Annotated in this window: 19 protein-coding genes; 16 read left to right on the top strand and 3 right to left on the bottom strand. The window is 59.1% G+C overall.

All coding sequences use genetic code 11. From position 1 onward, the window contains the following. Positions 1-12 precede the first annotated feature (12 nt). From ileS to AWR36_RS14955, 15 genes are all read left to right on the top strand, one after another. On the top strand, positions 13-2817 hold the full coding sequence (gene ileS, locus AWR36_RS15025) for an isoleucine--tRNA ligase (RefSeq protein ID WP_067086892.1): 2805 nt from the start codon (positions 13-15) through the stop codon (positions 2815-2817). Continuing rightward, positions 2810-3331, top strand: coding sequence for a signal peptidase II (gene lspA, locus AWR36_RS15020; RefSeq protein ID WP_067086889.1), 522 nt, complete (start codon positions 2810-2812; stop codon positions 3329-3331). Before ileS ends, lspA begins: the two co-directional genes overlap by 8 nt. Before the next feature lie 5 nt (positions 3332-3336). Then, entirely contained in the window at positions 3337-3777 is a 441-nt protein-coding gene (locus tag AWR36_RS15015; RefSeq protein WP_067086886.1) for an FKBP-type peptidyl-prolyl cis-trans isomerase, read from the top strand. Positions 3778-3825: 48 nt separating this feature from the next. Continuing rightward, positions 3826-4758 carry a 4-hydroxy-3-methylbut-2-enyl diphosphate reductase gene (gene ispH / locus AWR36_RS15010; RefSeq protein WP_067086882.1) on the top strand — a complete coding sequence of 311 codons (933 nt, stop codon included), beginning with the start codon at positions 3826-3828 and terminating at the stop codon, positions 4756-4758. Positions 4759-5017: 259 nt separating this feature from the next. Beyond that, positions 5018-5515: a GspH/FimT family pseudopilin gene (locus AWR36_RS16310; protein WP_067086878.1), complete on the top strand. Its 498-nt coding sequence runs from the start codon at positions 5018-5020 to the stop codon at positions 5513-5515. Between the two features lie 10 nt (positions 5516-5525). Then, a complete protein-coding gene (pilV, locus tag AWR36_RS15000; RefSeq protein ID WP_067086875.1) occupies positions 5526-6005 on the top strand; it encodes a type IV pilus modification protein PilV in 480 nt (159 codons plus the stop codon). 2 nt (positions 6006-6007) lie between these two features. After that, positions 6008-7090: a PilW family protein gene (locus AWR36_RS14995; RefSeq protein ID WP_067086872.1), complete on the top strand. Its 1083-nt coding sequence runs from the start codon at positions 6008-6010 to the stop codon at positions 7088-7090. Beyond that, a complete protein-coding gene (locus AWR36_RS14990) occupies positions 7090-7650 on the top strand; it encodes a pilus assembly PilX family protein (RefSeq protein WP_067086869.1) in 561 nt (186 codons plus the stop codon). The genes AWR36_RS14995 and AWR36_RS14990 overlap by 1 nt, the downstream gene beginning before the upstream one ends. 9 nt (positions 7651-7659) lie before the next feature. Beyond that, positions 7660-10767: a PilC/PilY family type IV pilus protein gene (locus tag AWR36_RS14985; RefSeq protein ID WP_067086865.1), complete on the top strand. Its 3108-nt coding sequence runs from the start codon at positions 7660-7662 to the stop codon at positions 10765-10767. Between the two features lie 493 nt (positions 10768-11260). Next, entirely contained in the window at positions 11261-11785 is a 525-nt protein-coding gene (locus tag AWR36_RS14980) for a GspH/FimT family pseudopilin (protein ID WP_067086861.1), read from the top strand. Between the two features lie 9 nt (positions 11786-11794). Beyond that, complete coding sequence (pilV, locus tag AWR36_RS14975) at positions 11795-12268, top strand: type IV pilus modification protein PilV (RefSeq protein WP_067086857.1); 474 nt, start codon at positions 11795-11797, stop codon at positions 12266-12268. Positions 12269-12270: 2 nt separating this feature from the next. Next, positions 12271-13341: a PilW family protein gene (locus AWR36_RS14970; RefSeq protein WP_067086854.1), complete on the top strand. Its 1071-nt coding sequence runs from the start codon at positions 12271-12273 to the stop codon at positions 13339-13341. After that, complete coding sequence (locus AWR36_RS14965; RefSeq protein WP_067086851.1) at positions 13341-13877, top strand: pilus assembly PilX family protein; 537 nt, start codon at positions 13341-13343, stop codon at positions 13875-13877. The genes AWR36_RS14970 and AWR36_RS14965 overlap by 1 nt, the downstream gene beginning before the upstream one ends. Positions 13878-13886: 9 nt before the next feature. After that, entirely contained in the window at positions 13887-16916 is a 3030-nt protein-coding gene (locus tag AWR36_RS14960; protein ID WP_067086847.1) for a PilC/PilY family type IV pilus protein, read from the top strand. Between the two features lie 73 nt (positions 16917-16989). Next, the gene (locus AWR36_RS14955; protein ID WP_067086842.1) at positions 16990-17448 is read left to right on the top strand and encodes a type IV pilin protein; all 459 of its coding nucleotides are present in this window, start codon (positions 16990-16992) and stop codon (positions 17446-17448) included. Between the two features lie 11 nt (positions 17449-17459). Here AWR36_RS14955 and AWR36_RS14950 read toward each other — a convergent pair whose 3' ends face one another. From AWR36_RS14950 to AWR36_RS14940, 3 genes are all read right to left on the bottom strand, one after another. Continuing rightward, positions 17460-18041 carry a pilus assembly FimT family protein gene (locus tag AWR36_RS14950; protein WP_067086838.1) on the bottom strand — a complete coding sequence of 194 codons (582 nt, stop codon included), beginning with the start codon at positions 18039-18041 and terminating at the stop codon, positions 17460-17462. 105 nt (positions 18042-18146) lie between these two features. Beyond that, on the bottom strand, positions 18147-19553 hold the full coding sequence (locus AWR36_RS14945) for a sigma-54-dependent transcriptional regulator (protein ID WP_067086834.1): 1407 nt from the start codon (positions 19551-19553) through the stop codon (positions 18147-18149). 80 nt (positions 19554-19633) lie between these two features. Further along, on the bottom strand, positions 19634-21232 hold the full coding sequence (locus tag AWR36_RS14940) for a sensor histidine kinase (RefSeq protein WP_067086831.1): 1599 nt from the start codon (positions 21230-21232) through the stop codon (positions 19634-19636). Between the two features lie 99 nt (positions 21233-21331). Here AWR36_RS14940 and AWR36_RS14935 point away from each other — a divergent pair, with 99 nt between their 5' ends. Next, on the top strand, positions 21332-22960 hold the full coding sequence (locus AWR36_RS14935) for an NAD+ synthase (RefSeq protein ID WP_067087112.1): 1629 nt from the start codon (positions 21332-21334) through the stop codon (positions 22958-22960). Positions 22961-22983 lie beyond the last annotated feature (23 nt).

The following is a 22983-nucleotide window of genomic DNA, read 5'->3' as shown; positions in this document are numbered from 1 at the left end:
AAGTAGCACCCAATGACCGATTACAAAGCGACACTGAATCTGCCCCATACCGACTTTCCCATGCGTGGCAACCTGCCGCAGCGGGAGCCGGCCACCCTCAAGCAGTGGCAGGAGGGCAAGCTCTACGAAAAGATTCGCCAGGCCCGCGCCGGACGCGACCAGTTCATCCTGCACGATGGCCCGCCCTATGCGAACGGCGATATCCACATCGGCCATTCGGTCAACAAGATCCTCAAGGACATTATCGTCAAGTCCAAGACCATGAGCGGTTTCGATGCCCCCTATGTGCCGGGCTGGGACTGCCACGGCCTGCCCATCGAACACCGGGTGGAAAAGAAAATCGGCAAGGCGGGCGCCAAGGTCGATCACCGCACGTTCCGCCAGAAGTGCCGCGAATATGCCGCCAAGCAGGTGGAGGGGCAAAAGAAAGACTTCATCCGCCTGGGCGTGTTTGGCGAGTGGGGTAACCCCTACCGCACCATGGATTTCCAGTTCGAGGCGGACATCATCCGCGCCCTCGGCCGCATCGTGAATAACGGCCACCTGGCCCGTGGCTTCAAGCCGGTTTACTGGAGCGTGGTCGGTGGCTCTGCCCTGGCGGAAGCGGAAGTGGAGTACCAGGACAAAACCTCCTTCTCCATCGATGTCTGCTACCCGGTTACCGAGGAGACGGCGCTGGCGATCGCCGATGCTGCCGGTGGCCATGCCGGTGACGGCGAGCTGTCAGTCGTGATCTGGACCACCACCCCATGGACCCTGCCGTCCAGCCAGGCGATCTCGGTCAATGGCGAGCTGGAATACGTGGTGGTGCAGGTGGGCGAGCGCCGCCTGCTGATGGCCGAAGACCTGAAGGACGCGGTGCTGGAGCGCGCCGGCCTCGAGGGTGAAGTCGTGGGCAACATCCGCGGCGCGGCCCTGGAGCACCTCAAGGTCAACCATCCGTTTTACGACAAGACCCTGCCGATGGTGCTGGGGGACCACGTCACCACTGACGCCGGTACCGGCTGTGTACACACCGCCCCGGACCACGGCCCGGACGATTTCCAGGTGGGCAAGAAATACGGTATCGATACGCTCAATTACCTGGACGAGAACGGTGTATTCCGGGACAACGTCCCCGTATTTGCCGGCGAGCATGTGTACAAAGTGGACGAGAAAATCGTCGAGTATCTGAACGAGAAAGGCACGCTGCTGCACGAGGGCAAGCTGGTCCACAGCTACCCGCACTGCTGGCGCACCAAGACGCCGCTGATCTATCGCGCGACGCCGCAGTGGTTTATCAGCATGCAGCAGAACGACCTGCTGGACCACGCGCAGAAGGCGGCGGACGAGGTGACCTGGATTCCCGGCTGGGGCAAGGCCCGCATCGACGCCATGCTGGATGCCAGCCCTGACTGGTGTATCTCCCGCCAGCGCACCTGGGGTGTGCCCATCGCGCTGTTCGTGCACAAGGAGACCCACGAAATCCACCCGGATACCCCGGCACTGATGGACCAGGTGGCCCAGCGTGTCGAGGAAGAGGGCATGGATGTCTGGTTCGACCTGGATGCGGCGGAGCTGCTCGGCGACGAAGCGGATCAATACCTGAAGGTCACCGATACCCTGGATGTCTGGTTCGATTCCGGCGTAACCCACTATGCCGTGCTCGAGCGCCGCGATGGTCTGCGCTTCCCGGCGGATCTGTACCTGGAGGGCTCCGACCAGCACCGCGGCTGGTTCCAGTCCTCCCTGAAAACGTCCATCGCCATCAACGACTGCGCACCCTACAAGCAGGTGCTGACCCACGGCTTCACCGTCGATGCCGAGGGACGCAAGATGTCCAAGTCCATCGGGAATACTGTGGCGCCCCAGGATGTGATCAACAAGCTGGGTGCAGACGTGCTGCGCCTGTGGGTGGCAGCCACCGACTTCAGTGGTGAGATGGCGGTCTCCGACGAGATCCTCAAGCGCACGGCGGATTCCTACCGCCGCCTGCGCAACACTGCCCGTTTCTTCCTGTCGAACCTGGCCGGTTTTGATCCGGAAAAAGACCTGCTGCCGGCGGGAGAGCTGCTGGCACTGGATCGCTGGGCCATCGACAAGGCGGCGCGCCTGCAGGACGAGATTATCGCGGCCTACGACAACTACCAGTTCCACCAGATCTACCAGAAACTGCACAATTTCTGTGTGGTGGAAATGGGTGGTTTCTATCTGGATATCATCAAGGACCGCCAGTACACCACCCGCGACGACAGTGTTGCCCGGCGCTCGGCACAGACCGCGCTCTACCACATCGTGCAGGCGTTCACCCGCTGGGTGGCGCCGATCCTGAGCTTTACCGCTGAAGAGCTCTGGCAGTTTATCCCCGGTGGCAAGGGTGAGAGCGTGTTCCTGGAAGAGTGGTATCCGCTGGAGAAACTGCCGGCCGATGCGGACAAGGGCGCGGAATTCTGGGCTCAGGTCGCCAGCGTGAAAACCGCAGTGAACAAGGTGCTCGAGGAGCAGCGCAACGCCGGCCAGATCGGTGGCTCGCTACAGGCTGCGGTCACCCTCTATGCGGACGATGCCCTGCGGGAGAAACTCTGCGCGCTGGAGGACGAGCTGCGCTTTGTGCTGATCTGCTCTTCCACTTCCGTGCAGCGCCTGAGCGATGCCGCCGGTGCCCACGAGACCGAACTGGAAGGCCTCAAGGTGGATGTGCGCAAGGTGGATCATCCCAAGTGTGCCCGCTGCTGGCACTACCGCGCTGACGTGGGGTCTGTGCCGGAGCACCCGGAGATCTGCAGCCGCTGTGTGGAGAACGTGGCCGGCGCCGGCGAGGAGCGGCATTATGCCTAAAGCCCTTTCGCTTTTCGGACATCCGTGGCGCTGGTACTGGCTGGCGCTGGCGGTGATTGTGCTGGATATCGTCACCAAGGTGTGGGCGGTAGAGCGCTTCATGTACGGACCGGAACTGCAGATCATTCCCGGCCTGTTGCAGTTCACCTACGCGGAGAATTATGGCGCTGCCTTCAGTTTCCTGGCCGATGCCGGTGGCTGGCAGCGCTGGTTCTTTGGCGCGGTTGCCCTGGGTTTCAGCGCAATGGTTATCGTTTGGCTCTGGCGCCTGCCGGCGATCAAGCGCTGGGAGCCACTGGCCCTGGCCCTGATTCTGGGCGGGGCGATCGGCAACCTGTGGGACCGTATCGTGCTGGGCTATGTACGGGATTTCATTTCGGTTTACTACGGCAGCTGGCACTTTCCGGTATTCAACGTGGCTGACATGGCGATCAGTGTGGGTGCCACAATGCTGGTAATCGAGCTGCTGTTTTTTGCCGAATCCAAAGACGCTGAAAAGAGCGCAGAAGTTTAAAGAGTATGAGTAACAACGTAATCGGCGAGCACAGCCGAGTCACCCTGCATTTCAGTCTCAAGCTGGACGACGGCAGCGAAGTGGATACCACCTTCAAGGGCGACCCCGCCAGTTTCACGGTGGGAGACGGCAGCCTGCTGCCCGGCTTTGAGAAGGCACTGTTCGGCCTGCAGGCCGGTGACGAGGCGGAGATTGAGATTCCGCCGGAGGTGGGCTTCGGTCAACGCAATCCGTCAAACATCCAGAAGGTGCGGCGCGACCATTTCAGCCCGGACCTGGAGCTGGAGCCGGGGCTGGTGGTCTCTTTCGACAACGGCAGTGGCGAGCTGCCCGGCGTTATCCGCGAAGTGGGTGATGACGAGGTCACGGTGGATTTCAATCATCCGCTGGCTGGCCAGACGCTGAATTTTCACGTAAAGATTATCGAGGTGGCCTCCGTCAATTAAGGGGCTGACGGGTGCCTCTTGCAGGGTGCCCGAGCGAGGTAAGTGACTATGCAAATCCGACTGGCAAATCCCCGCGGCTTCTGTGCCGGCGTCGATCGGGCGATCGATATCGTCAATCGCGCCCTGGACGTGTTTGGTGCGCCCATTTATGTGCGCCATGAGGTGGTGCACAACAAGTTCGTGGTGGAAAGCCTGCGTGACCGCGGCGCGATCTTCGTGGACGAGCTCTCCGAAGTGCCCGACGACGTAATCGTGATCTTCAGTGCCCACGGTGTTTCCAAAGCGGTGCAGCAGGAAGCCGCTGACCGCGGCCTGAGAGTGTTCGATGCCACCTGTCCGCTGGTGACCAAAGTCCATATGGAAGTGAGCAAGTTCAGCGGCGACGGCAGCGAGTGCATCCTGATCGGTCATGCCGGCCACCCGGAGGTAGAAGGTACCATGGGCCAGTACGACACCAGTGGTGGTGGTGCCATCTACCTGGTGGAGGATGAAGAGGATGTGGCGAAGCTGGCCGTTAAGGACGAGAGCAACCTCTCCTTTGTGACCCAGACCACCCTGTCCATGGATGACACAGCCAAGGTCATCGACGCCCTGCGCGCGCGCTTCCCCAATATCCGCGGCCCGCGCAAAGACGACATCTGCTACGCCACCCAGAACCGCCAGGATGCGGTGCGCCAGCTTGCGCTGGAGAGCGACCTGGTGCTGGTGGTGGGCAGCCCCAACAGTTCCAATTCCAACCGCCTGCGCGAACTGGCGCAGCGCTGTGGTGCTTCGGCAAAGCTGATCGACGGCGCGGCGGATATCGACCCTGCCTGGCTGACCGGGAAGAGTGCCATCGGGATCACGGCCGGGGCCTCGGCACCGGAAGTGCTGGTGCAGGAGGTGATCGATCGCCTGCAGCAGCTGGGCGCCGAGCCGCCGGCCGAGATGTCTGGCCGCGAGGAAAACATTCGTTTCTCGCTGCCCAAAGAGCTGCGCTAGCGAGGATTTGCACCAAGTTTTCGCCAGGGAAGGCGAAACCCCTACCGAGCCATGCCGCGTATTTCCACCACGTGGTTGGTAAATCCGCTGAACTTCTGGCGTCAAATGCCAAACCTCCCGCCATTTTCTCGCCCGCTCGTCTGTTGAGCACGACCTTTGATCCCTTTCTGTAGCTTCCTGCGCCAACCGCTATTGCGCCGACGTCGACGCCAGCGATACAAAGGGTCGTAGTCCAACGACTGGACAGGAAACGACAATAATGATGAACGGATTCTCGAGGCGCGCCGGGTTTACCCTGGTGGAGCTACTTATCACTGTGGCGATTCTGGCTATCGTAACTGCCCTGGCCGCCCCCTCTTTTAATGACTTGATTCAGCGCAACAAGCGAACTGCTTGTGCGAATGCCCTCGTGGGAGTGTTGCAGTTTGCCCGCAGCGAAGCCGTTCGCGTGGTTGCTCCCGTCACCGTTACCGCGCCTTCCGGCATCGCAGCGGGCGTGACCGTATACCGCGATCTCGATGGTGGCAGTGATGTTGATCCCGATGAGGTGCTGCGGCGGACCAGCAGCTGCAATGGACCCGCCGTCTCTATCGCCAGCGGCAGTATCGATTTTTCTTACCTGCCTGACGGCCAGACCACTATGCCGGGTCTCCTTGAGATCGAGATCTGTGAGGACTCTACCAGTGGAGAGGCGGGGCGCAAGCTGAGCGTCCTTTCCACCGGCGTACTCCAAAGCGCGCCGCTTACCTGTAGCTAGGGAGAAAGTGATGAAGGGAATCATGCGCAGACAGGAAGGCGCAACCATGATCGAGGTGCTGGTGACCATCCTGGTGCTTGCCGTCGGTCTCCTCGGGCTTTCCGCCACCCAGGTCATGAGCCTGAAAAATGGCAACAATGCTCACCATCGCTATATGGCTGCGCTGGCAGCACATGAAATGGCCGAGCGGATGCGGGCTAACCCGGATGGGCTGGAACTCGCCAGTTATGACGGCAAGACCGTGGACGGAAGCGAGACCAGCGTCGCCTGCAGCAGCGCGTGCAGCGCCTCCAATCTCGCCAGTATGGATCTCTACGAATGGGGGCAAGTGATCTCCACTAACCTGCCAGCGGGTGAAGGAGAAATTAACCGGGTAGGGCGAACGGTCACACTCATAGTGACCTGGAATGAACAGCACACCGGAGAGAATCGTGGTACCGCGGCCGGCGGTACCGAGGAATCCACTTTTCGGATGGTGGTGGAGCTTTGAAAATGAATTTACTTGGAAATCAACGCGGCCTGTCGCTGATCGAGCTGATGATCGCTTTACTGCTCAGTGCGATGTTGCTCTGGGGGGTGCTGCAAATTTTTGACGGTAATCGCAACACCATGCAGATGCAGACGGCTTTTGCGCGGGTGCAGGAGAGTGGCCGCTTTGCTACTGACCTGCTGACCAAGGAGATCCGCATGGCGGATTATTGGGGCTGCGCGCCGGACAAGGCCAGCATTCAAAACCATCTCGATACCAGCGACCCGGACTACAGCGGTTCGTCGGCAAAGGATCTGTACGATCAGATCGGAGCCGACGGCGTTGGTGGTGTGGACAATGCGAGCAGTCTTACGATCGGTGCCGTCCCAGTGTTGGACGGGACGGATACATTGACTATTCGTGGCGCAGACGATGCCTGTGGCGGCACGGGCCGCATGGTCCCCAGTGTCCAGGCTGCTGCATTGCATGTCAGTGCACAGTGCGAGGTAGAGCCGGGTGATGTCATTCTCCTGACGAATTGCCAGAGTGGCGAACTGATGACCGTCACCTCTGTGCAGGGGCAAGGCGGTTGCAACACGACGACTAGCGTAAACAACACCGATAACAGAAAAAAAACCATCACGCACAATACCGGCGCCTGTAACCAGGTTGGGGCCATCGATAACGCCACGAAAGCACTGCAGCGCCAATATGGCGCCGATGCAAGAATTCTCAAACCCTTTGAGCGCACCTACTTTATTGCCAATAGTGGGGTAACCGGCGAGCCCTCCCTGTATGTCGCCGACACCGGCAACACTGCCATGGAACTGGTGCCCGGTGTGGAAGACATGCAGATCCTTTACGGGCGTGATGCTGACAATGACGAGGTCGTGGACACATGGACTTCCTCCGCCGGGTTGTCCGCTGCGCAGATGGAGCAGGCGGTGGCCATTAAAGTTCAGCTCGTCGCAACCAGCGATACCAGTGTCCGGGCAGATGATATGGATGTCGCGGATCTGGATGGCCAAATTACCACTTATACAGATGGCAAGCTGCGCAAGGTCTACCTGACCACTTCAAAAGTGCGCAACCGGGGGAGGCTCTAATGACCATGCCTGGACGTTCGCATATTGCAGGCCTTTCGCGACAGCGTGGTGCCGTGCTCGTCGTCAGCCTGATTGTCCTACTCGTTCTCACGTTGATTGGCGTTTCTGCAGCGCGCACCGTGCTGCTGGAAGAGAAAATGACTTTTGCTTCACGGGACGCAAAAGTGGCCCTGGAAGTTGCAGAGTCATTGGTCAGGGCCGCAGAGACGGAGATCGAGGGGATGTCGACCACGGGAGGTTTTGGAGTGATGGCTCATCTTCACCCTGAAGGCGAGGGACCGGACAGCCTTTTTGATAGCGCGACCTGGGGTAGCGGCAATTCCGCATCAAAAACTGTGAGTATGCAGGCGCCGGATGGCACCGCCCTGAACGGCCGTTATTACATTGAGCTTGCCGGCAATGCCGATAAAGAAGACCCCGCCGACAGTATTACGGTCGGCGGCTATGGGCAAACGACCGGGGGTGGGGAAATCAAAGTATTCCGCATCGTCGCCCAGGGTCGGGGCCTGACCGATAGTACCACTCGGATCATTATCAGCCATTACGGAAAGCGCTTCTAGGGAAGAAAAATGAACAACAAGCAGCTGAAGAAATTCGCGCCGAGGCCACTTCTGTACATGCTTTTTGGCTTTGGATTTACTTTCTCAACCTGTATAAGTGCCGAGCCCCTTACGCTGTCGAATGTTCCCCTGCAGGCCACGGGTAAGGTAGAACCAAACCTGATGATTCTGATGGACTCATCAGGCTCAATGGCCTGGTATCTGGATAGCCAGACGACAGCGACAGACCCGACAGACAGCCGGCTTTATATCGCCAAAGAGGCGGCCAAGACGGTGGTGCGAGGCCTTGGGGATCTGAGGGTCGGTCTTGCCCAGTTCAATGGTGGGGATGGTGCTGAAATTTTGTTGGGTCTGCGCAGTATTTCCGAAGATGGTGCCCGAGATGCTCTCTTGACCGAGATCGATCTGATCAATGCCGATGGTGTGACTCCGTTGGCCGAGGCGCTGACGGATGTGGGCTATTACTTTGTGGAAGGTTATACCGGGACTGATGACAAAGTAACGATTCACCCCGGGGATGCGGACAACAGTGAAGATGTTTCTGCCGGTGCAGTTCTGGGCGCGAGTAGTAACCCTGGCCCCGTGTATGCATCAGGAGCCGCCAAGCCGACACGGGATAATCCTGCGATTCAGGAGTACTGCCAGGCAAACTTTGTCATGGCACTGACCGACGGTCTGCCGAATAATGATTCGGCATACACCAGCTATCTCGCGAACTATGACCTGGACGATGACTCCACCAACGGGGACGCACTAGATGATGTTGCCAAAGCTTTATATGACATCAACTGGCGACCGGATCTTGATGATCCCAATGATACTTCCCATAAAAATAATATAACCAGCTATTTCATTGGCTTTGCAGATCCTGCCCTGGCAACGAATAACTTGCTGGAATCAGCAGGTGCCCAGGGGGGTGGCAGCTATCAGTTCGCCGATAGTGCGGACTCCCTGGCCAGCTCCCTCAATGATGCCGTTAACTCAATCTCGAATTCTGTCGGTACCCAGGCCTCGGTTGCATTTAACTCCACCTCGCTGGATATCGGCTCTGTCATCTATTCTGCAAAATTTGACACCTCGGATTTCAGTGGTCGCCTCTATGCGCGTTCGCTGAATCCCGATACCGGTCGAATCGCCAATACCCTGTGGGAGGCCTCCGAGGAGCTGGCTGATGAATCCTCGTCCACGAGGGAAATCATTACCTATTTGAATGGCAGGGGCGTGTCGTTCACAGCCGACAGCGCGGGTGTCGATACCGATTTGCCGGATTCTCCTCACGAAGACGACCTGAATATAAACAAAAGTACAGGTCTGGATGATGGCGCCTGGGTAGACCGCCTCAGTTATATCCGCGGCGATACCACCAATGATGGTGTTGGCAATTACCGTCAGAGGGGCAGTTTCTCCGCGCTGGTTGATAACATGACTGGCCCCAAGCTGCTCGGCGATATTGTTCACAGTACACCAATTTATGTTGGCAAGCCTGAGTTGAACTGGCCGAGTACTTTTGGTGGCAACAATGCAAGTGAATCCTACGAGCAGTACCGCATCGACAATGCGGATCGGACCCCGATGGTCTATGTGGGTGCCAATGACGGTATGCTGCATGGTTTCAATGCCAACACGGGCGAGGAAATCTTTGCATATATTCCCGCTCTACTGCTGAATAGTGGTCGTCACGAAGGGCTGCACAGCTTTACCGATAGCACCTATCAACATAGCTATTTCGTGGATCTGACACCTACAGTTTCTGATGTTTATATCGATTCGGACGGCAATGGAATTGACGAATGGGCGACAGTGCTGGTGGGTGGTTTACGAGGGGGTGGCAGGGGTTATTTTGCTCTGAATGTTTCCGGTGCTGGCAAGAGTGATGCAAGCGGCACAGTTACCCAGGGGCACCAGTTTGATGAGGCGAATGCAGAAGCTGTTGCCCTGTGGGAATTTGACGGTGGGACTGATGCCCAGTACCTCGGCTATTCCTACTCCGAAGCGCAAATTGCCAAACTTAATAATGGCAAGTGGGCGGTAATCTTCGGCAACGGTTACAACAGTGAGAGCGGTGTCGCCGGTCTGTTTATCGTTTACATCGAAGAAGGCGCCGACGGCAGCTGGGACGCGGGCGATTGGGAGTTTATCTCCACCGGTGCTGGCGCTGTGGGTGAGCGCAAGAACGGCTTATCGTCTCCTCGTCTGATCGATCTGAACGGTGATCGGATTGTAGACCGCGTCTATGCCGGGGACCTGATGGGTAATCTATGGTCCTTCGACCTTTCTGATCAGGATGGCAATGTCAGCGGAGGTAATGACAGCGAGACGTGGGGGCCCTATGTCGGCGTTCCCCTGTTTACCACAGGCAATACAGGTGAGCCAAACAACGCGATTCTCTCCGCTCCACTGGTAGCCCGCAATACGAGTGTGGCGCCAGCCGGCAATGGAGCCAATGTGCTGGTGATGTTCGGCACAGGCCAATACCTCAATACCGGAGATCTTACCGGCAGCACCCCGGGAGCTTTTTACGCTGTATGGGATAACGATTACACACTTGCGAACGGTGCAATAACTGGCGATGACCTGGCCGCGCAGGTGTTGAAGCCCGTTGGCACTAATCGGACCATTGATGAAAATTTAAGTGTCGCAGTGGACTGGGCAACCCATCAGGGCTGGAAAATGGTCCTGGATGATGGCAGTGGGTTTGGCTCTGCTTACGCGGCGGAGCGTGTGATTACATCACCAACCGTACGCCGCAATACCCTCTTCTTCAGTACTGTCAGCCCCAACCCCCAGCCCTGTGCATCGAGCGGCTCCGGTTATCTGATGAGCCTGGACTTCCGAACCGGTCGTGCTGGCAATGATGCCGTTGCTGACTTTAACAATGATGGTGAAATCAATGCGCAGGACGAGGGCTTCGTGGGCAAGCAGTTCCAGGCCTGTACTGAGGACTGTGGCGAAGGTGGCGGCTCGGGTGGTGATCCGGGCATGCCCGGCCAGTCAGGTTTTATCGGTGACGTGCGTTGTACCCCGGGTAGTAGCGGTGATGTGATCTGCGATGATATCGATGTGGGCAATGAGGCGCGTGAGGGGCGCCTGTCCTGGGAAGAGTTCTCGCCCAGGTAAAGCTTCCTGCGATATCGGTGATATCACAGTCGAAAGCGGCCGGAGCGGCGTCGTTGTCCCGATCGCTCCGGCAGTGGGATAAGTCAATGACGGTAGAGGCAAACGCGATATTCATGTCAGCGGGACCGCAGCCTGTAGTGATTGCAGATGGCCTGTAGGCAGCCTGGAGCGGGCGCCAGCTTGGCAGGGGGCAGCCCCGTACCAATACTGCATCCTCTCAGATCGCTGGCCGGACTGGCGCAGGGGTCCGGGCAAGGCTTCTGGATTGCGCCAGAGGGCTTTCTGCTTTTTGGCCAGCATCGCAGTCTCTGTGAGACCAGCTTCTCACCTGGCGAATGGTGATATGCCGCTTGTCGGGAGGAATTCGCCGCTCGTCGATCTGGCTTCTTAGTCAAATTCATTCCAATTCTCCTCGGTTAGAATCCTTTCCGCCAATCTCTTAAGGACAAGGGCTTGGTCAGCTGTGTCATGTTTCGGAAATGGGTCAACCGCGATGTTAACTTCTCGTGCCAGTCAAGCTGGCTTTACCCTGGTTGAGCTGATGATGGTAGTGGCGATCCTCGCCATCGTCATGAGTATCGGGGTTCCTTCCTTCAACACCATGATCAAGAACAACCGCCTGACGGCGGCCTCGAATGACGTGGCCGGTGCATTGCACTTTGCCCGTTCTGAGGCCGTGCGCCGCGGCCGCGACGTGCAGGTAGAGGCGCTCGACAACGACATCGCCAATGGCCTGCGTGTCTGGTTCGACGAGAACGGCGATGGCGGCTTCGATGCCGGTGAGGAGCTCCGCGTGGTTCGCCTCCCGGCGGCCTCCGGCCTGGTGATTTCCGGCGAGGTTGATGGCACGGCGCAAGCGGACATCGACATGAGCTACAGCCCCCGTGGCGCGGTGAACGGTGGGGGCAATGTGATGGAAGTCACTGTCTGCGATGACCGCACCGGCAATCACGGCAAGAAGCTCAGGCTGCTGGCCTCCGGGGTGCTGCGCGCCTCTGCCGGCGAAGCATGTAGTTAAGGAGGCACGATGAAGCAGCAAACTGGCGCGACCATGATTGAGGTGCTGGTGACCATCCTGGTACTGGCGGTGGGCCTTCTCGGGCTATCGGCGACCCAGGTCATGAGCCTGAAGAATGGTAATAATGCGCACCACCGCTATATGGCCGCACTGGCAGCCCACGAAATGGCCGAGCGCATGCGGGCAAACCCGGATGGCCTCGAACTCGGCAGCTATGACGGCAAGACCGTAGACGGCAGCGAGACGGCACCAACCTGTGGTGCGACGCTTTCTTGCTCTGCCGGAGACCTCGCCAATCTGGATCTGTATGACTGGGGGCAGGTTATCGATAGCAACCTGCCGGCGGGCTCTGGTGAAATCACCCGGGTCGGCCGCACGGTGACTTTGACCGTGGGCTGGAACGAGCAACATACCGGCGCAGACCGGGGCACCGCTGCTGGCGGCACAGAAAACTCCTCCTTTGTGATGGTCGTGGAGCTGTAGACATGAAGTTACTTGCCAGACAGCGAGGCCTGTCGCTGATTGAACTGATGATCGCAATCCTGCTGAGCGCCATGCTGCTCTGGGGCGTATTGCAGATCTTTGACAGTAACCGCAACACCATGCAAATGCAGACCGCATTCGCCCGGGTGCAGGAGAGTGGCCGCTTCGCCATGGACCTGATGACCAAGGAAATCCGCATGGCGGATTACTGGGGTTGTGTACCGGATGAAAGCGCGATTCAGAACCATCTCGACACCACGGATGCTGATTATGCCAGTGCCCAGGACCTGTACGACCAGATTGGGGCTGACGGTGTGCTGGGTGAGGACAATGTCAGTGGGTTGACTATTGGCACGGTCAACGTTGTCGATGGAACCGACACCCTGACGCTGCGTGGTTCGGACGATGCCTGCGGCGGTGCTGGCCGCATGGTTCCGAGTATCCAGGCCGCGGCGCTCCATGTCAGTGCCTCGTGTGAAGTGGACGCCGGCGACATCGTGTTGCTGACCAACTGCCAGAGCGGCGAATTGATGACCATCACTTCTGTGCAGGGGGAGGGTGGCTGTAATAATTCCGGGGCGGTAAACAACACCAACGCTAATAAGAAGACAATCACGCACAATACCGGCAGCTGCAACCTGACCGGTGCCGTCGACAACGCCACCAAAACCCTGCAACGCCAGTACGGTGCCGATGCGCGGATCCTGAAGCCCTACGAACGCACCTACTTCATTGCCGAGGGAACCGGCGGTCCCTCACTGTATATCTCCGCCACCGGCACTGGTGTGCAGGAGCTGGTGCCGGGCATCGACGATATGCAGATTCTGTATGGCCGTGATAATGACGGTGATGAAGTGGTCGACGGCTGGACCTCGGCCGCGGGCCTTACAGCGGCGCAAATGGAAGAGGCTATTGCGGTAAAAATTCAGCTGGTGGTTGCCAGTGACAGTGCCGTTCGTGCCGACGACCTGACGGTGACTGACCTCGATGGTGTTGATACCACTTACAGTGACGGCAAGCTGCGCAAGGTTTACCTGAGCACGGCCAAGATCCGTAATCGGGGGAGAATGTAATGAGAGTAATCTCGCAACAGAGAGGCGCAGTACTGGTTGTCAGCCTGATCGTATTGCTGGTTTTGACCCTGATTGGAGTTTCGGCGGCCCGGACAGTCTTGCTGGAGGAGAAAATGACCTTCGCCTCCCGCGACGCCAAAGTGGCATTGGAGGTAGCCGAGGCACTGGTCAGGCAGGGCGAGCAGTATATCGATGGCATCTCCACCACGGGAGAATTCGGCAGCCTGAACTGGTTGCATGCGGAAGGGGAGGCCCCAGATGATCTGCTGGCAGCTGCCACCTGGAGCGACGCATCGTCAAACCTGTTTGAGGTGCCGATGAAAGATGCCAAGGGCAATCAGTTATCGGGGCGCATGTATATCGAAATCGCCGGCAATGCCGACAAAGAGGATCCCGCTGACAGTATTACCATTGGCGGCTACGGCCAGACCACCGGCGGCGGGGAGGTAAAAGTGTTCCGCATCATTGCCAGAGGGCAGGGCCTTACCGACAGTACGACTCGAGTGATCGTCAGCCACTACGGCAAGCGCTTCTAGGAAGGATTCATGAACAAAACAATGCTGAAAAAATTTGCTCTGAAGCCGCTCTTTTACGGTCTGTGCGGTTTTTCTTTTACTTTTTCTACCTGTATCAGTGCCGAGCCCCTGACACTTTCTGATGTTCCTCTGCAGGCCACTGGTAAGGTTGAGCCTAACCTGATGATCCTGATGGACTCCTCGGGTTCAATGAATAACACCCTTGCGAGCGGGGAAACCCGCCTGGAAGTGGCCCAGCAGGCGGCGACCAAACTGGTCGGGGGGCTGGGGGAGCTGCGGGTTGGTCTGGCCCGGTTCAATGCCGGGGATGGCGCGACGGTGCTGCAGGGGCTCACAAGCATCTCTGATACGGGTGCGCGTGATAGCATCATCACCAAGATCAATGCGATTGAGGCTGGCGGTGTTACTCCCCTGGCCGAGGCAGTAACCGATCTTGGCTATTATTTCGTTGAGGGCTTTACCGGCAATACCGTAACAATCCACCCGGGCGATGCAGTTAAGGAAAAAAGCACGTTTACCGCCGGGCAGGTGCTGGGTGACCCCGGTAACCCGGGCCCGAACTACTCTGGCGCGACAGCCCCGACAGCGAGCAACCCGGCGATTACCAATTACTGCCAGGCGAACTTTATTCTGGCGCTGACCGACGGCCTTCCCAACAATGACTCTGCCTACACTACCCACCTCCAGGACTACGATGGGGATGGCAATGTTGACGACGCCGATGCGCTCGATGATGTGGCCAAGGCGCTCTACGATATTGACTGGCGCCCGGACCTGACCGATCCAACGGATCCGACTCACAAGAACAACATCACCAGTTACTACATCGGCTTTGCCGATACCGATCTGGCTGACAACGCGCTGCTGCAAAGTGCGGGCTCACAGGGCGGGGGCAGTTACCAGTTTGCGGACAGCGCCGATGCGCTGGCGGCCTCGCTGAACGATGCAGTGAATGCCATCTCCAACTCCGTTGGTACGCAGGCGTCGGTTGCCTTCAACTCCACCTCACTGGATATCGGCTCGGTTATCTACTCGGCAAAGTTCGATACCTCGGATTTCAGCGGGCGCCTGTATGCACGCTCGTTAAATCCGGATACTGGTCGGATTGCTTCCACCCTGTGGGAGGCCTCGGAAGAGCTCTCGGACGAAACCTCCTCGACGCGGGAGATCATCACCTACTTCAATGGCCAGGGGGTGCCGCTGACAGCGGGAACTACGGGTGTCGATGGAGATCCGGACTCGCCGCATGAGGATGACCTGAACATTGATGACGGCACTGGCAATGCCGACGCTGCCTGGGCTGATCGCCTGACTTACCTGCGTGGCGATACGACCAACGATGGCGTCAACGGTTACCGTCAGCGGGGTACCTTCTCGACCCTGCTGGACGGTTTTACCGGTCCGAAGCTGCTGGGTGACATCGTCCACTCGACCCCGATTTATGTCGGAAAGCCGGAGCTGAACTGGCCCGCCAGTTTCGGTGGTAACAATAACAATGAAAAGTACGAGCAATTCAAGATCGATAACACCTCGCGCACACCGATGGTGTACGTTGGTGCCAATGACGGCATGTTGCACGGCTTCAACGCGGAAACCGGTGAGGAAGTTTTCGGCTATGTCCCTTCGCTGGTGCTGGATGCTGCCAGATACGAAGGCCTGCACTCCTTCACCCACAGCGAGTACAGCCACAACTATTATGTCGACCTGACCCCAACGGTCTCGGATATTTACATCGATCCTGATGGTGGCAACAAGGAGGAGTGGCTGTCAGTGCTCGTGGGCGGGCTGCGTGGTGGTGGCAAAGGATACTTTGCCCTCAATGTGACTGATCCGGCCCGGCTCAATGAGACCTTCGCCGATGAGATCGTAATGTGGGAATTTGACGGCGCAGATGACGCGGCCAATCTCGGTCATTCCTACTCCGAGGCGCAGATCGCCAAGCTCAATAACGGCAAGTGGGCGGTGATCTTTGGTAACGGCTACAACAGCGATAACGGCGAGGCCGGTCTGTTTGTTGTCTACATCGAGGATGGCTTGGATGGCAGCTGGACCGCCGGTGAGTGGAAATACATCTCTACTGGAATGGGTGCTAGCGCTACCGGTCGTAAAAACGGCCTGTCTTCCCCGCGGCTGATCGACCTCAATGGCGATCGCATTGTCGACCGCGTTTACGCAGGCGACCTGATGGGTAACATGTGGTCTTTCGACCTCTCCGCCACTGCGGACAGCGGCTGGGGCGTGTATGGTGGCAAGCCGCTGTTCAGCGCCGGTGCGCAAGCTGGTGAACCGTCTGCGGCGATCATGTCTGCCCCCCTGGTGGCGCGTAACACTGCAGTCACCGGCGCTGGTGCAAATGTGCTGGTGATGTTCGGCACCGGGCAGTACCTGAACAGCGGCGACCTGGTTGATGATACCGCCAGTGCTTTCTACGCGGTTTGGGACAATGACTACACACTCGGCAGCAACTCAGTTGTCGCCGATGACCTGGCGACGCGCGTGCTGGCAGACGATGGCACCGCGCGGCAGGTGGATTATGACAACCCACTGACAGAGGCGTTGGACTGGACCAGCCAGCAGGGCTGGAAGATCCTGCTGGATACTGGCGATGTGAATGGTACAGGCTTCGCCGGTGAGCGGGTCATTTCGTCCGCGACACTGCGCCGTAACACCCTGTTTTTCAGTACCGTCAGCCCGAACCCGCAACCCTGTGCTTCCAGTGGCCGTGGCTATCTGATGAGCCTCGACTTCCGCACCGGTGAAGCCAACGATGACGCTGTTGCGGACTTCAACAACGATGGCTCTATTGATGCCGGCGATGACGGTTATGTGGGTATGGCCTTCGATGCCTGTGTGGGTGGGGGCTGTGATGAAGATGGCGGTAACGGCGGCAGCGATCCGGGTATGCCGGGCCAGTCGGGCTTTATCGGCGATGTACGCTGTACCCCGGGCAGCAGTGGTGATGTAATCTGTGATGATATCGACGTGGGCGACGAGGAGCGGGAAGGGCGCCTGTCTTGGGAAGAGTTCTCACCAAGATAAGTCGATGGAGAGATGCAGAGGGCCCCAAAAAGGGGCCCGTTCCCAGAACAGTAATACCTAGGGTGTGATAAAAATGATCAAGCAACAGCGTGGTTTTACCCTGATTGAATTGATGATCGTGGTGGCCATCGTGGCGATCCTGGCGGCCGTAGCCTGGCCGTCTTACCAGAACCAGGTGCGGTCCACCAACCGCGCTGATGCCCAGGGAGCGCTGTTGGGGCTGGCACAGGCGATGGAGCGGCACTTTACCCAGAATGGTACCTATGAGGCGGCTGCAGTGTCAGATGCCGATACGGGAGCGCCTCAGATCTTTCCGACTGAGTCACCTTTAGACGGTGCCAACAAAACCTATGACTTGCGCATCACGGCCGCCGATGGTTCCTCCTATGTGCTTCAGGCTCAACCGAAAGGTAGCCAGGCTGCAGATGGAATCGTCCAGCTTTCCTCAAGTGGCGAAAAAGTCTGGGACCGGGATAATGATGGCGACCTGACAGAGGCCAGTGACCTCTGCTGGAACAAGACCTGCAACTGACATCGACCAGCTCAAACGGTGGTGGGGCAATTCAGGTTTTCCCCGCTGCCGTTCTCCGCTCTCCCATCGCCATCGTTGTCCCTGCCGTAATAGGGGCGTCCCATCGCATTCAGCACGATAATCCAGCCATATTGCTCATTGCCGTCCGGTGGGCAGTAACTGAAATTACCACTCTGGTTGGGAGTTAATCCATTCGGGCGAAACTGCAAATAGGGCTTGTTGCCGAAGCTGCTCCAGGTAAGGGATGCACCATCAGGTAGTGGCTCCATCACTCTCTCAATCTCCTCGTCACTGGTTCGGGAGCCGTTTCCATCGGTATCTGCGAAAAATAGTGCGCCGTCGGCCCAGGTTCCGCTACAGGTCTGCCGGTCTGCGCTGCCGCACAGAGTGTAGATTTGACCGTGGCCATAGGCTTTGCTTCGGCTCAGGGCGATGAGGTCAAAAAGCTTCTGCCTCTGAGCTTCGGCCTGGTAGCGCTTGAGGAAATCACTCATCGGTGGTGCAGCGAGAGAGATTGTTACACCGAGGATCGTAATCACCAGCATCAGTTCAATGAGGGTGAATCCCCGATTATTTTTTATTATTTTTTTCATTATGGAGTCCTCTGTCCGTGAGGGATCTCCAGCATAATCCATCGGATGCAAAAGCCAATCACACGCGCTTACAGCACGTGCGTATCAGATATAAACTGAGCGTCGCTAGTCCTCGAGGCCGAGCTTTTTCAGGCGGTAGCGCAGTGAACGGAAGCTGATGCCCAGCTTCTGTGCAGCGGCTGTGCGGTTCCAGCGGGTTTCCTGCAGGGTGTTCTCGATGGCCTGCCGTTCAATACTCTCCAGGAATTCATCCAGCGAGCTGTAATGGCCGGTCTCGAACTGGCCCTGATACCGCTCGAGGGAAGGATCGGGCTTTGTCGGTGGGGTTGCAGGGCTGATGGGCCTGGGCGGTGTCGGGGCGGCATCCTGCTCCAGGTTCAGATCCTCCCCGCGGATGACACCTTCCTCACACAGCGTAAAAGCGCGTTCGAGGATATTTTCCAGCTGGCGGACATTGCCCGGGAATCTGTAGCGTTGCAGGGCGCCGAGCGCGGCTGGTGCCAGCTCCGGTGCCGGTATGCCCGCGGCGCGGGCAATACGCCGCAGGATGGTATCGGCCAGCAGCGGTATATCACTGGCGCGCTCGCGCAGCGGCGGCACCGCAATTTCAATCACGTTAATGCGGTAATAGAGGTCGTTGCGAAAACGTGCCGCCCCGACCTCCTGGGCCAGGTCCTTGTGGGTCGCGCACAGAATGCGCACATCCACCGGCACTTCCTGGCTGGCGCCGATCGGGCGCACCGCTTTTTCCTGGATCGTACGCAGTAACTTGACCTGCATGGGCAGCGGTAAATCTGCCACCTCATCGAGAAATAATGTGCCGCCGGCGGCGCTCTGGAAAAGGCCCGGCTTGTCCCGGTGGGCGCCGGTAAAACTGCCTTTTTTGTGCCCGAAAAACTCGCTCTCCATCAATTCCGCGGGAATAGCGCCACAGTTGACCGCTACAAACGGCTGCTCGGCCCTGGGGCCCTGCAAGTGGATGGAGCGGGCTGCGAGTTCCTTGCCGGAGCCGGATTCGCCACTGATATAAATGGGGGCATCACTGCGGGCCACCTTGGCAATCTGCGCGCGCAATTTTTGCATCGCCGGTGCCTCACCCAGCAGAAGGTGGGGGGCAGAGGAGCTGGCGCGATCATCCCGCTCGCGGTTCAGTCGCAGCGCCAGTTGCACCAGGCTGCGGAGCCGCTCCAGATCCACCGGTTTGCTGACGAAATCAAAGGCGCCGAGCTTCAGGGCGCTGATGGCGGTATCCGTGTTGCCATGGGCGGTGATGACGGCCACTGGCAGCTGGCCATCCAGCTCCCGCTGAATCAGCTCCACCAGTGCCAGGCCATCTCCATCCGGCAGGCGCATGTCGGTGAGGCAGAAGTGGTAGTGGTGCTCTGCCAGCAGGCGGCGGGCTTCCCCCAGGTCGGCAGCCGTGTGACAGCGCACATCCATGCGCTGCAGGGTCAGCGTCAGGAGTTCACAAATATCCGGCTCGTCATCGACGACCAGGGCCAGTGGTTGCATGGATCCGCTTACTTTTATTGTTGCTTCCGTAAAGTGCTGGATTATGACAGAGATCCGGGCGGATTTGGGGCTGCGTCTGGTCAGTGAACCGGGGAGTCCGCCGGGGCAAACTCGGCCCGGAAGCAGCTGCGCCCGTGGTGGTCGCGGCAGTGATGGAGGTTGATCTGGTTAGCTTCGCCAAGCTCCCGGGCAATATACAGGCCGAGCCCGCTGCCGCCCTGGCCGGTGGTGAAGAAGGGCTCGAAGATCAGCTCAAGGTTTTCTGCCGGGACACCCGCTCCCAGGTCACTGATGTCGAGCACCGGACAATCGCTCTGCGGGTGGCGATAGACCTCGACCCCCAGCCAGCGGCGCCCGCTGTTGAGTTTGGAATGGTGCAGGGCGTTGTTGCACAGGTTGGTGGCGATCTGGCCCAGCTGGTGGGCATCAAAGCGGGCCGGGATCTCGTCGGCGGGCAATTCCAGCTCGATGACGGTGTCGGCGGGGGCGCCGGCGCGGAAGTCTGCCACAAACTGCTCGGTCCAGAGGGCGAGATCCTGCAGGCGGGGCTCCGCCGGCTGGCGCCGGGAGAGCTGCATGACATTTTCCACGATCTGGTTTACCCGCAGGCTGTGGCGACAGATGATATCCACCAGGTGGCGGTCTTCCTGATTGAGGCCCGGGGATTCGGACAGCAGCTGCGCCGCGTGGCTGATGGCGCCGAGGGGGTTGCGTACCTCGTGGGCGATAGAGCCCGTCAGGTGGCCCAGCGAGGCGAGCTTGAGTTTCTGTGCCGCCTCCGCCAGCTTGCGGTTGTCCTCCACGAACATCAGGGTGCTGTCGCCGTGTTCCCGCGGCAGGCTGGTGAGGTTCAGACGTAAATCGCCGCCATTTTCCGTCGGCAGCAGCGGATTGCCCCGCCCCGGATCCATTCTCCAGTCGCGCACCAGCTTGCCCAGTTCACTCTGGCCGCTTTCGCCATTGCGCAGCCGCTCCCCCAGCAACTGTTGTGCCGCACGGTTGACCAGCTCTGGCTTGTTGGCTGAATCCAGCACCAGCACACCGGTGCGCATCCGCTCCACGATTTGTTGTGCCAGGCGCTGTAGGTGGGCGGCCTGGCGGCTCTGCTGGTCCGCACGGAGCGTGGCGCTGCGGATACGGCCGGAGAGGTATTGAAGGGCACTGACGGTGGCGAAAAGCAGGATGCCGAGGCTGCCGGCGGCAACGATATCCTGGGTATCGGCAATGCCTGCCAGTAATCCGTAGAGTTGTTGCCCGATCACCGCCATGCTGGCAACGGCGGCGAAGAAGGCCCCCATGCGCCGGTCCAGCAGCATCGAACCCACGGAACAATTGATCAGCAACAGGTAGCCGAGCCCGGAATTCAGGCCGCCGCTGGACTGGATCAATACGAGAAATGCGAGGATGTCGCAGCCGAGGATGACGCCCACCTGCCCGGCGTTGGTGCGATAGTGGTTGTGACGCAGGTAGACCAGCCAGCCCAGGTTGAGCGCGCAGTAGGCGACTACCGTTTTCAGGTAGAGAGCCGGTGCGCTGTTGCCCACGGCGCCGCGACCGAATTCAGAATTGAAAATCCCCAGCAGTATCAGCGCGATGGCGACCCGGTAGTAGGCATAGATGCGCAGCAGCTCATGATGTTGCAGGGTGAGGCCGCTGGCGGTGGAGGCTGTGCTGCTCACAGTGGGAATCCCGGAATTTTTTGTCGTTATTCTGGCGGCCGGTGCTGACATTGTCCGGCTCGCGGTACAATTGCGGTCTGTATGGACCGAGGTGAGAAGATGTCTACTTTGCAGCTAGTGCTGGCACAAATCAATTCCCTGGTGGGAGACATTCCCGGCAATACCGAGCGGGTGATCGACACCGCTCGCGAGGCCCACCGGGAACACGGTGCTGATCTGGTGGTTTTTCCTGAACTGACCCTGTGCGGTTACCCGCCGGAAGACCTGTTGCTGCGGCCGAGTATGCAGCGGCGCATCGATGCAGCACTGGCCCAGCTGAAGGCGGCTGAGCTTCCCTGCGCCGTGCTGATTGGCTATCCGCGGGTAGTGGCCGGGGCGGTATTCAACATGGCCGGCCTGCTGGTGGACGGAGAGCTGGTAGCCGAGTACGCCAAGCAGAAACTGCCGAATTACCAGGTGTTCGACGAGCTGCGCTATTTCGTGGCCGGCGATCAGCCCTGTGTAGTGGACATTCGTGGCATTCCCACGGCGATTACCATCTGTGAAGACATCTGGCACCCGCAGCCAGTGGCCCAGGCCGCGGCGGCGGGCGCGAAGTTGATGCTCAACATCAATGCCTCGCCCTTCCATCGCGGCAAGGCGCAGGAGCGGCTGGAGCTGCTTGGGGGGCAGGCCCGGGCCGGCAATATGCCGATCGTCTATGTGAACTGGGTGGGTGGTCAGGATGAGCTGGTGTTCGATGGCGGCTCCTTTGCTGTGGACAGCCACGGCAAGCTTGCCGTCCGCGCGCCGGAGTTTACCGAGAAGCTGCTGCCGCTGGCGGTGGGGTACGAAAACGGTGCTGTGAAACTGCAGTCCGGAGAGGTCACCCCGGCTCTGGAAGACCTGGCATCCGTGTACCAGGCTCTGGTGCTGGGGGTGCGAGATTACGTCAACAAGAACGGTTTCAATGGCGTGGTGCTGGGGCTCTCTGGCGGGATCGATTCGGCCCTGACGCTGGCTATTGCCGTCGATGCCCTGGGTAAAGACCGGGTCGAGGCGGTGATGATGCCGTTTCGCTACACCTCCGAGCTGAGTCGCAATGACGCCGCCGATCAGGCCGAGCGCCTGGGCGTCAATTACCGGGTCATCAGCATCGAGCCCATTTTCGATGCCTTTATGGCGGCCCTGGCCAGCGAATTTGACGGCCTGGAGCGGGATACCACCGAGGAGAACCTGCAGGCCCGCTCCCGGGGTGTGCTGCTGATGGCGATCTCCAACAAGAAAGGTTCCATGGTCCTGACGACCGGCAACAAGAGTGAGATGGCGGTAGGCTATGCGACCCTCTATGGCGACATGGTTGGTGGCTACAGCGCACTGAAAGACGTGCCCAAAACGCTCGTGTATGCCCTGTCCCGCTATCGCAATACCCTCTCTGACGTGATACCGGAGACGGTGATCACACGCCCGCCCAGTGCGGAGCTGGCCCCGGACCAGGTGGATTCCGATAGCCTGCCGGATTACGACGAACTGGACCAGATCCTGCACCTGTACGTGGATCAGGACCTGAGCGCGGCAGATATCGTCGCCGAGGGATTCGAGCGAGAGGTAGTAGAGCGGGTGGTGCGGCTGGTGGATCGCAATGAGTACAAGCGGCGTCAGTCGGCGGTGGGCGTACGGATTTCCCGCCGGGGCTTTGGTCGTGATCGCCGCTATCCGATCACCAATGGATGGAAGGCGGGGGAGTAATCCCCTATTGATCCAGTAAAAGC

Origin of the sequence: Microbulbifer flavimaris, from assembly GCF_001641755.2 — a bacterium.
GTDB lineage: Bacteria > Pseudomonadota > Gammaproteobacteria > Pseudomonadales > Cellvibrionaceae > Microbulbifer > Microbulbifer flavimaris.
This window is presented reverse-complemented; position numbering and strand designations above follow the sequence as displayed.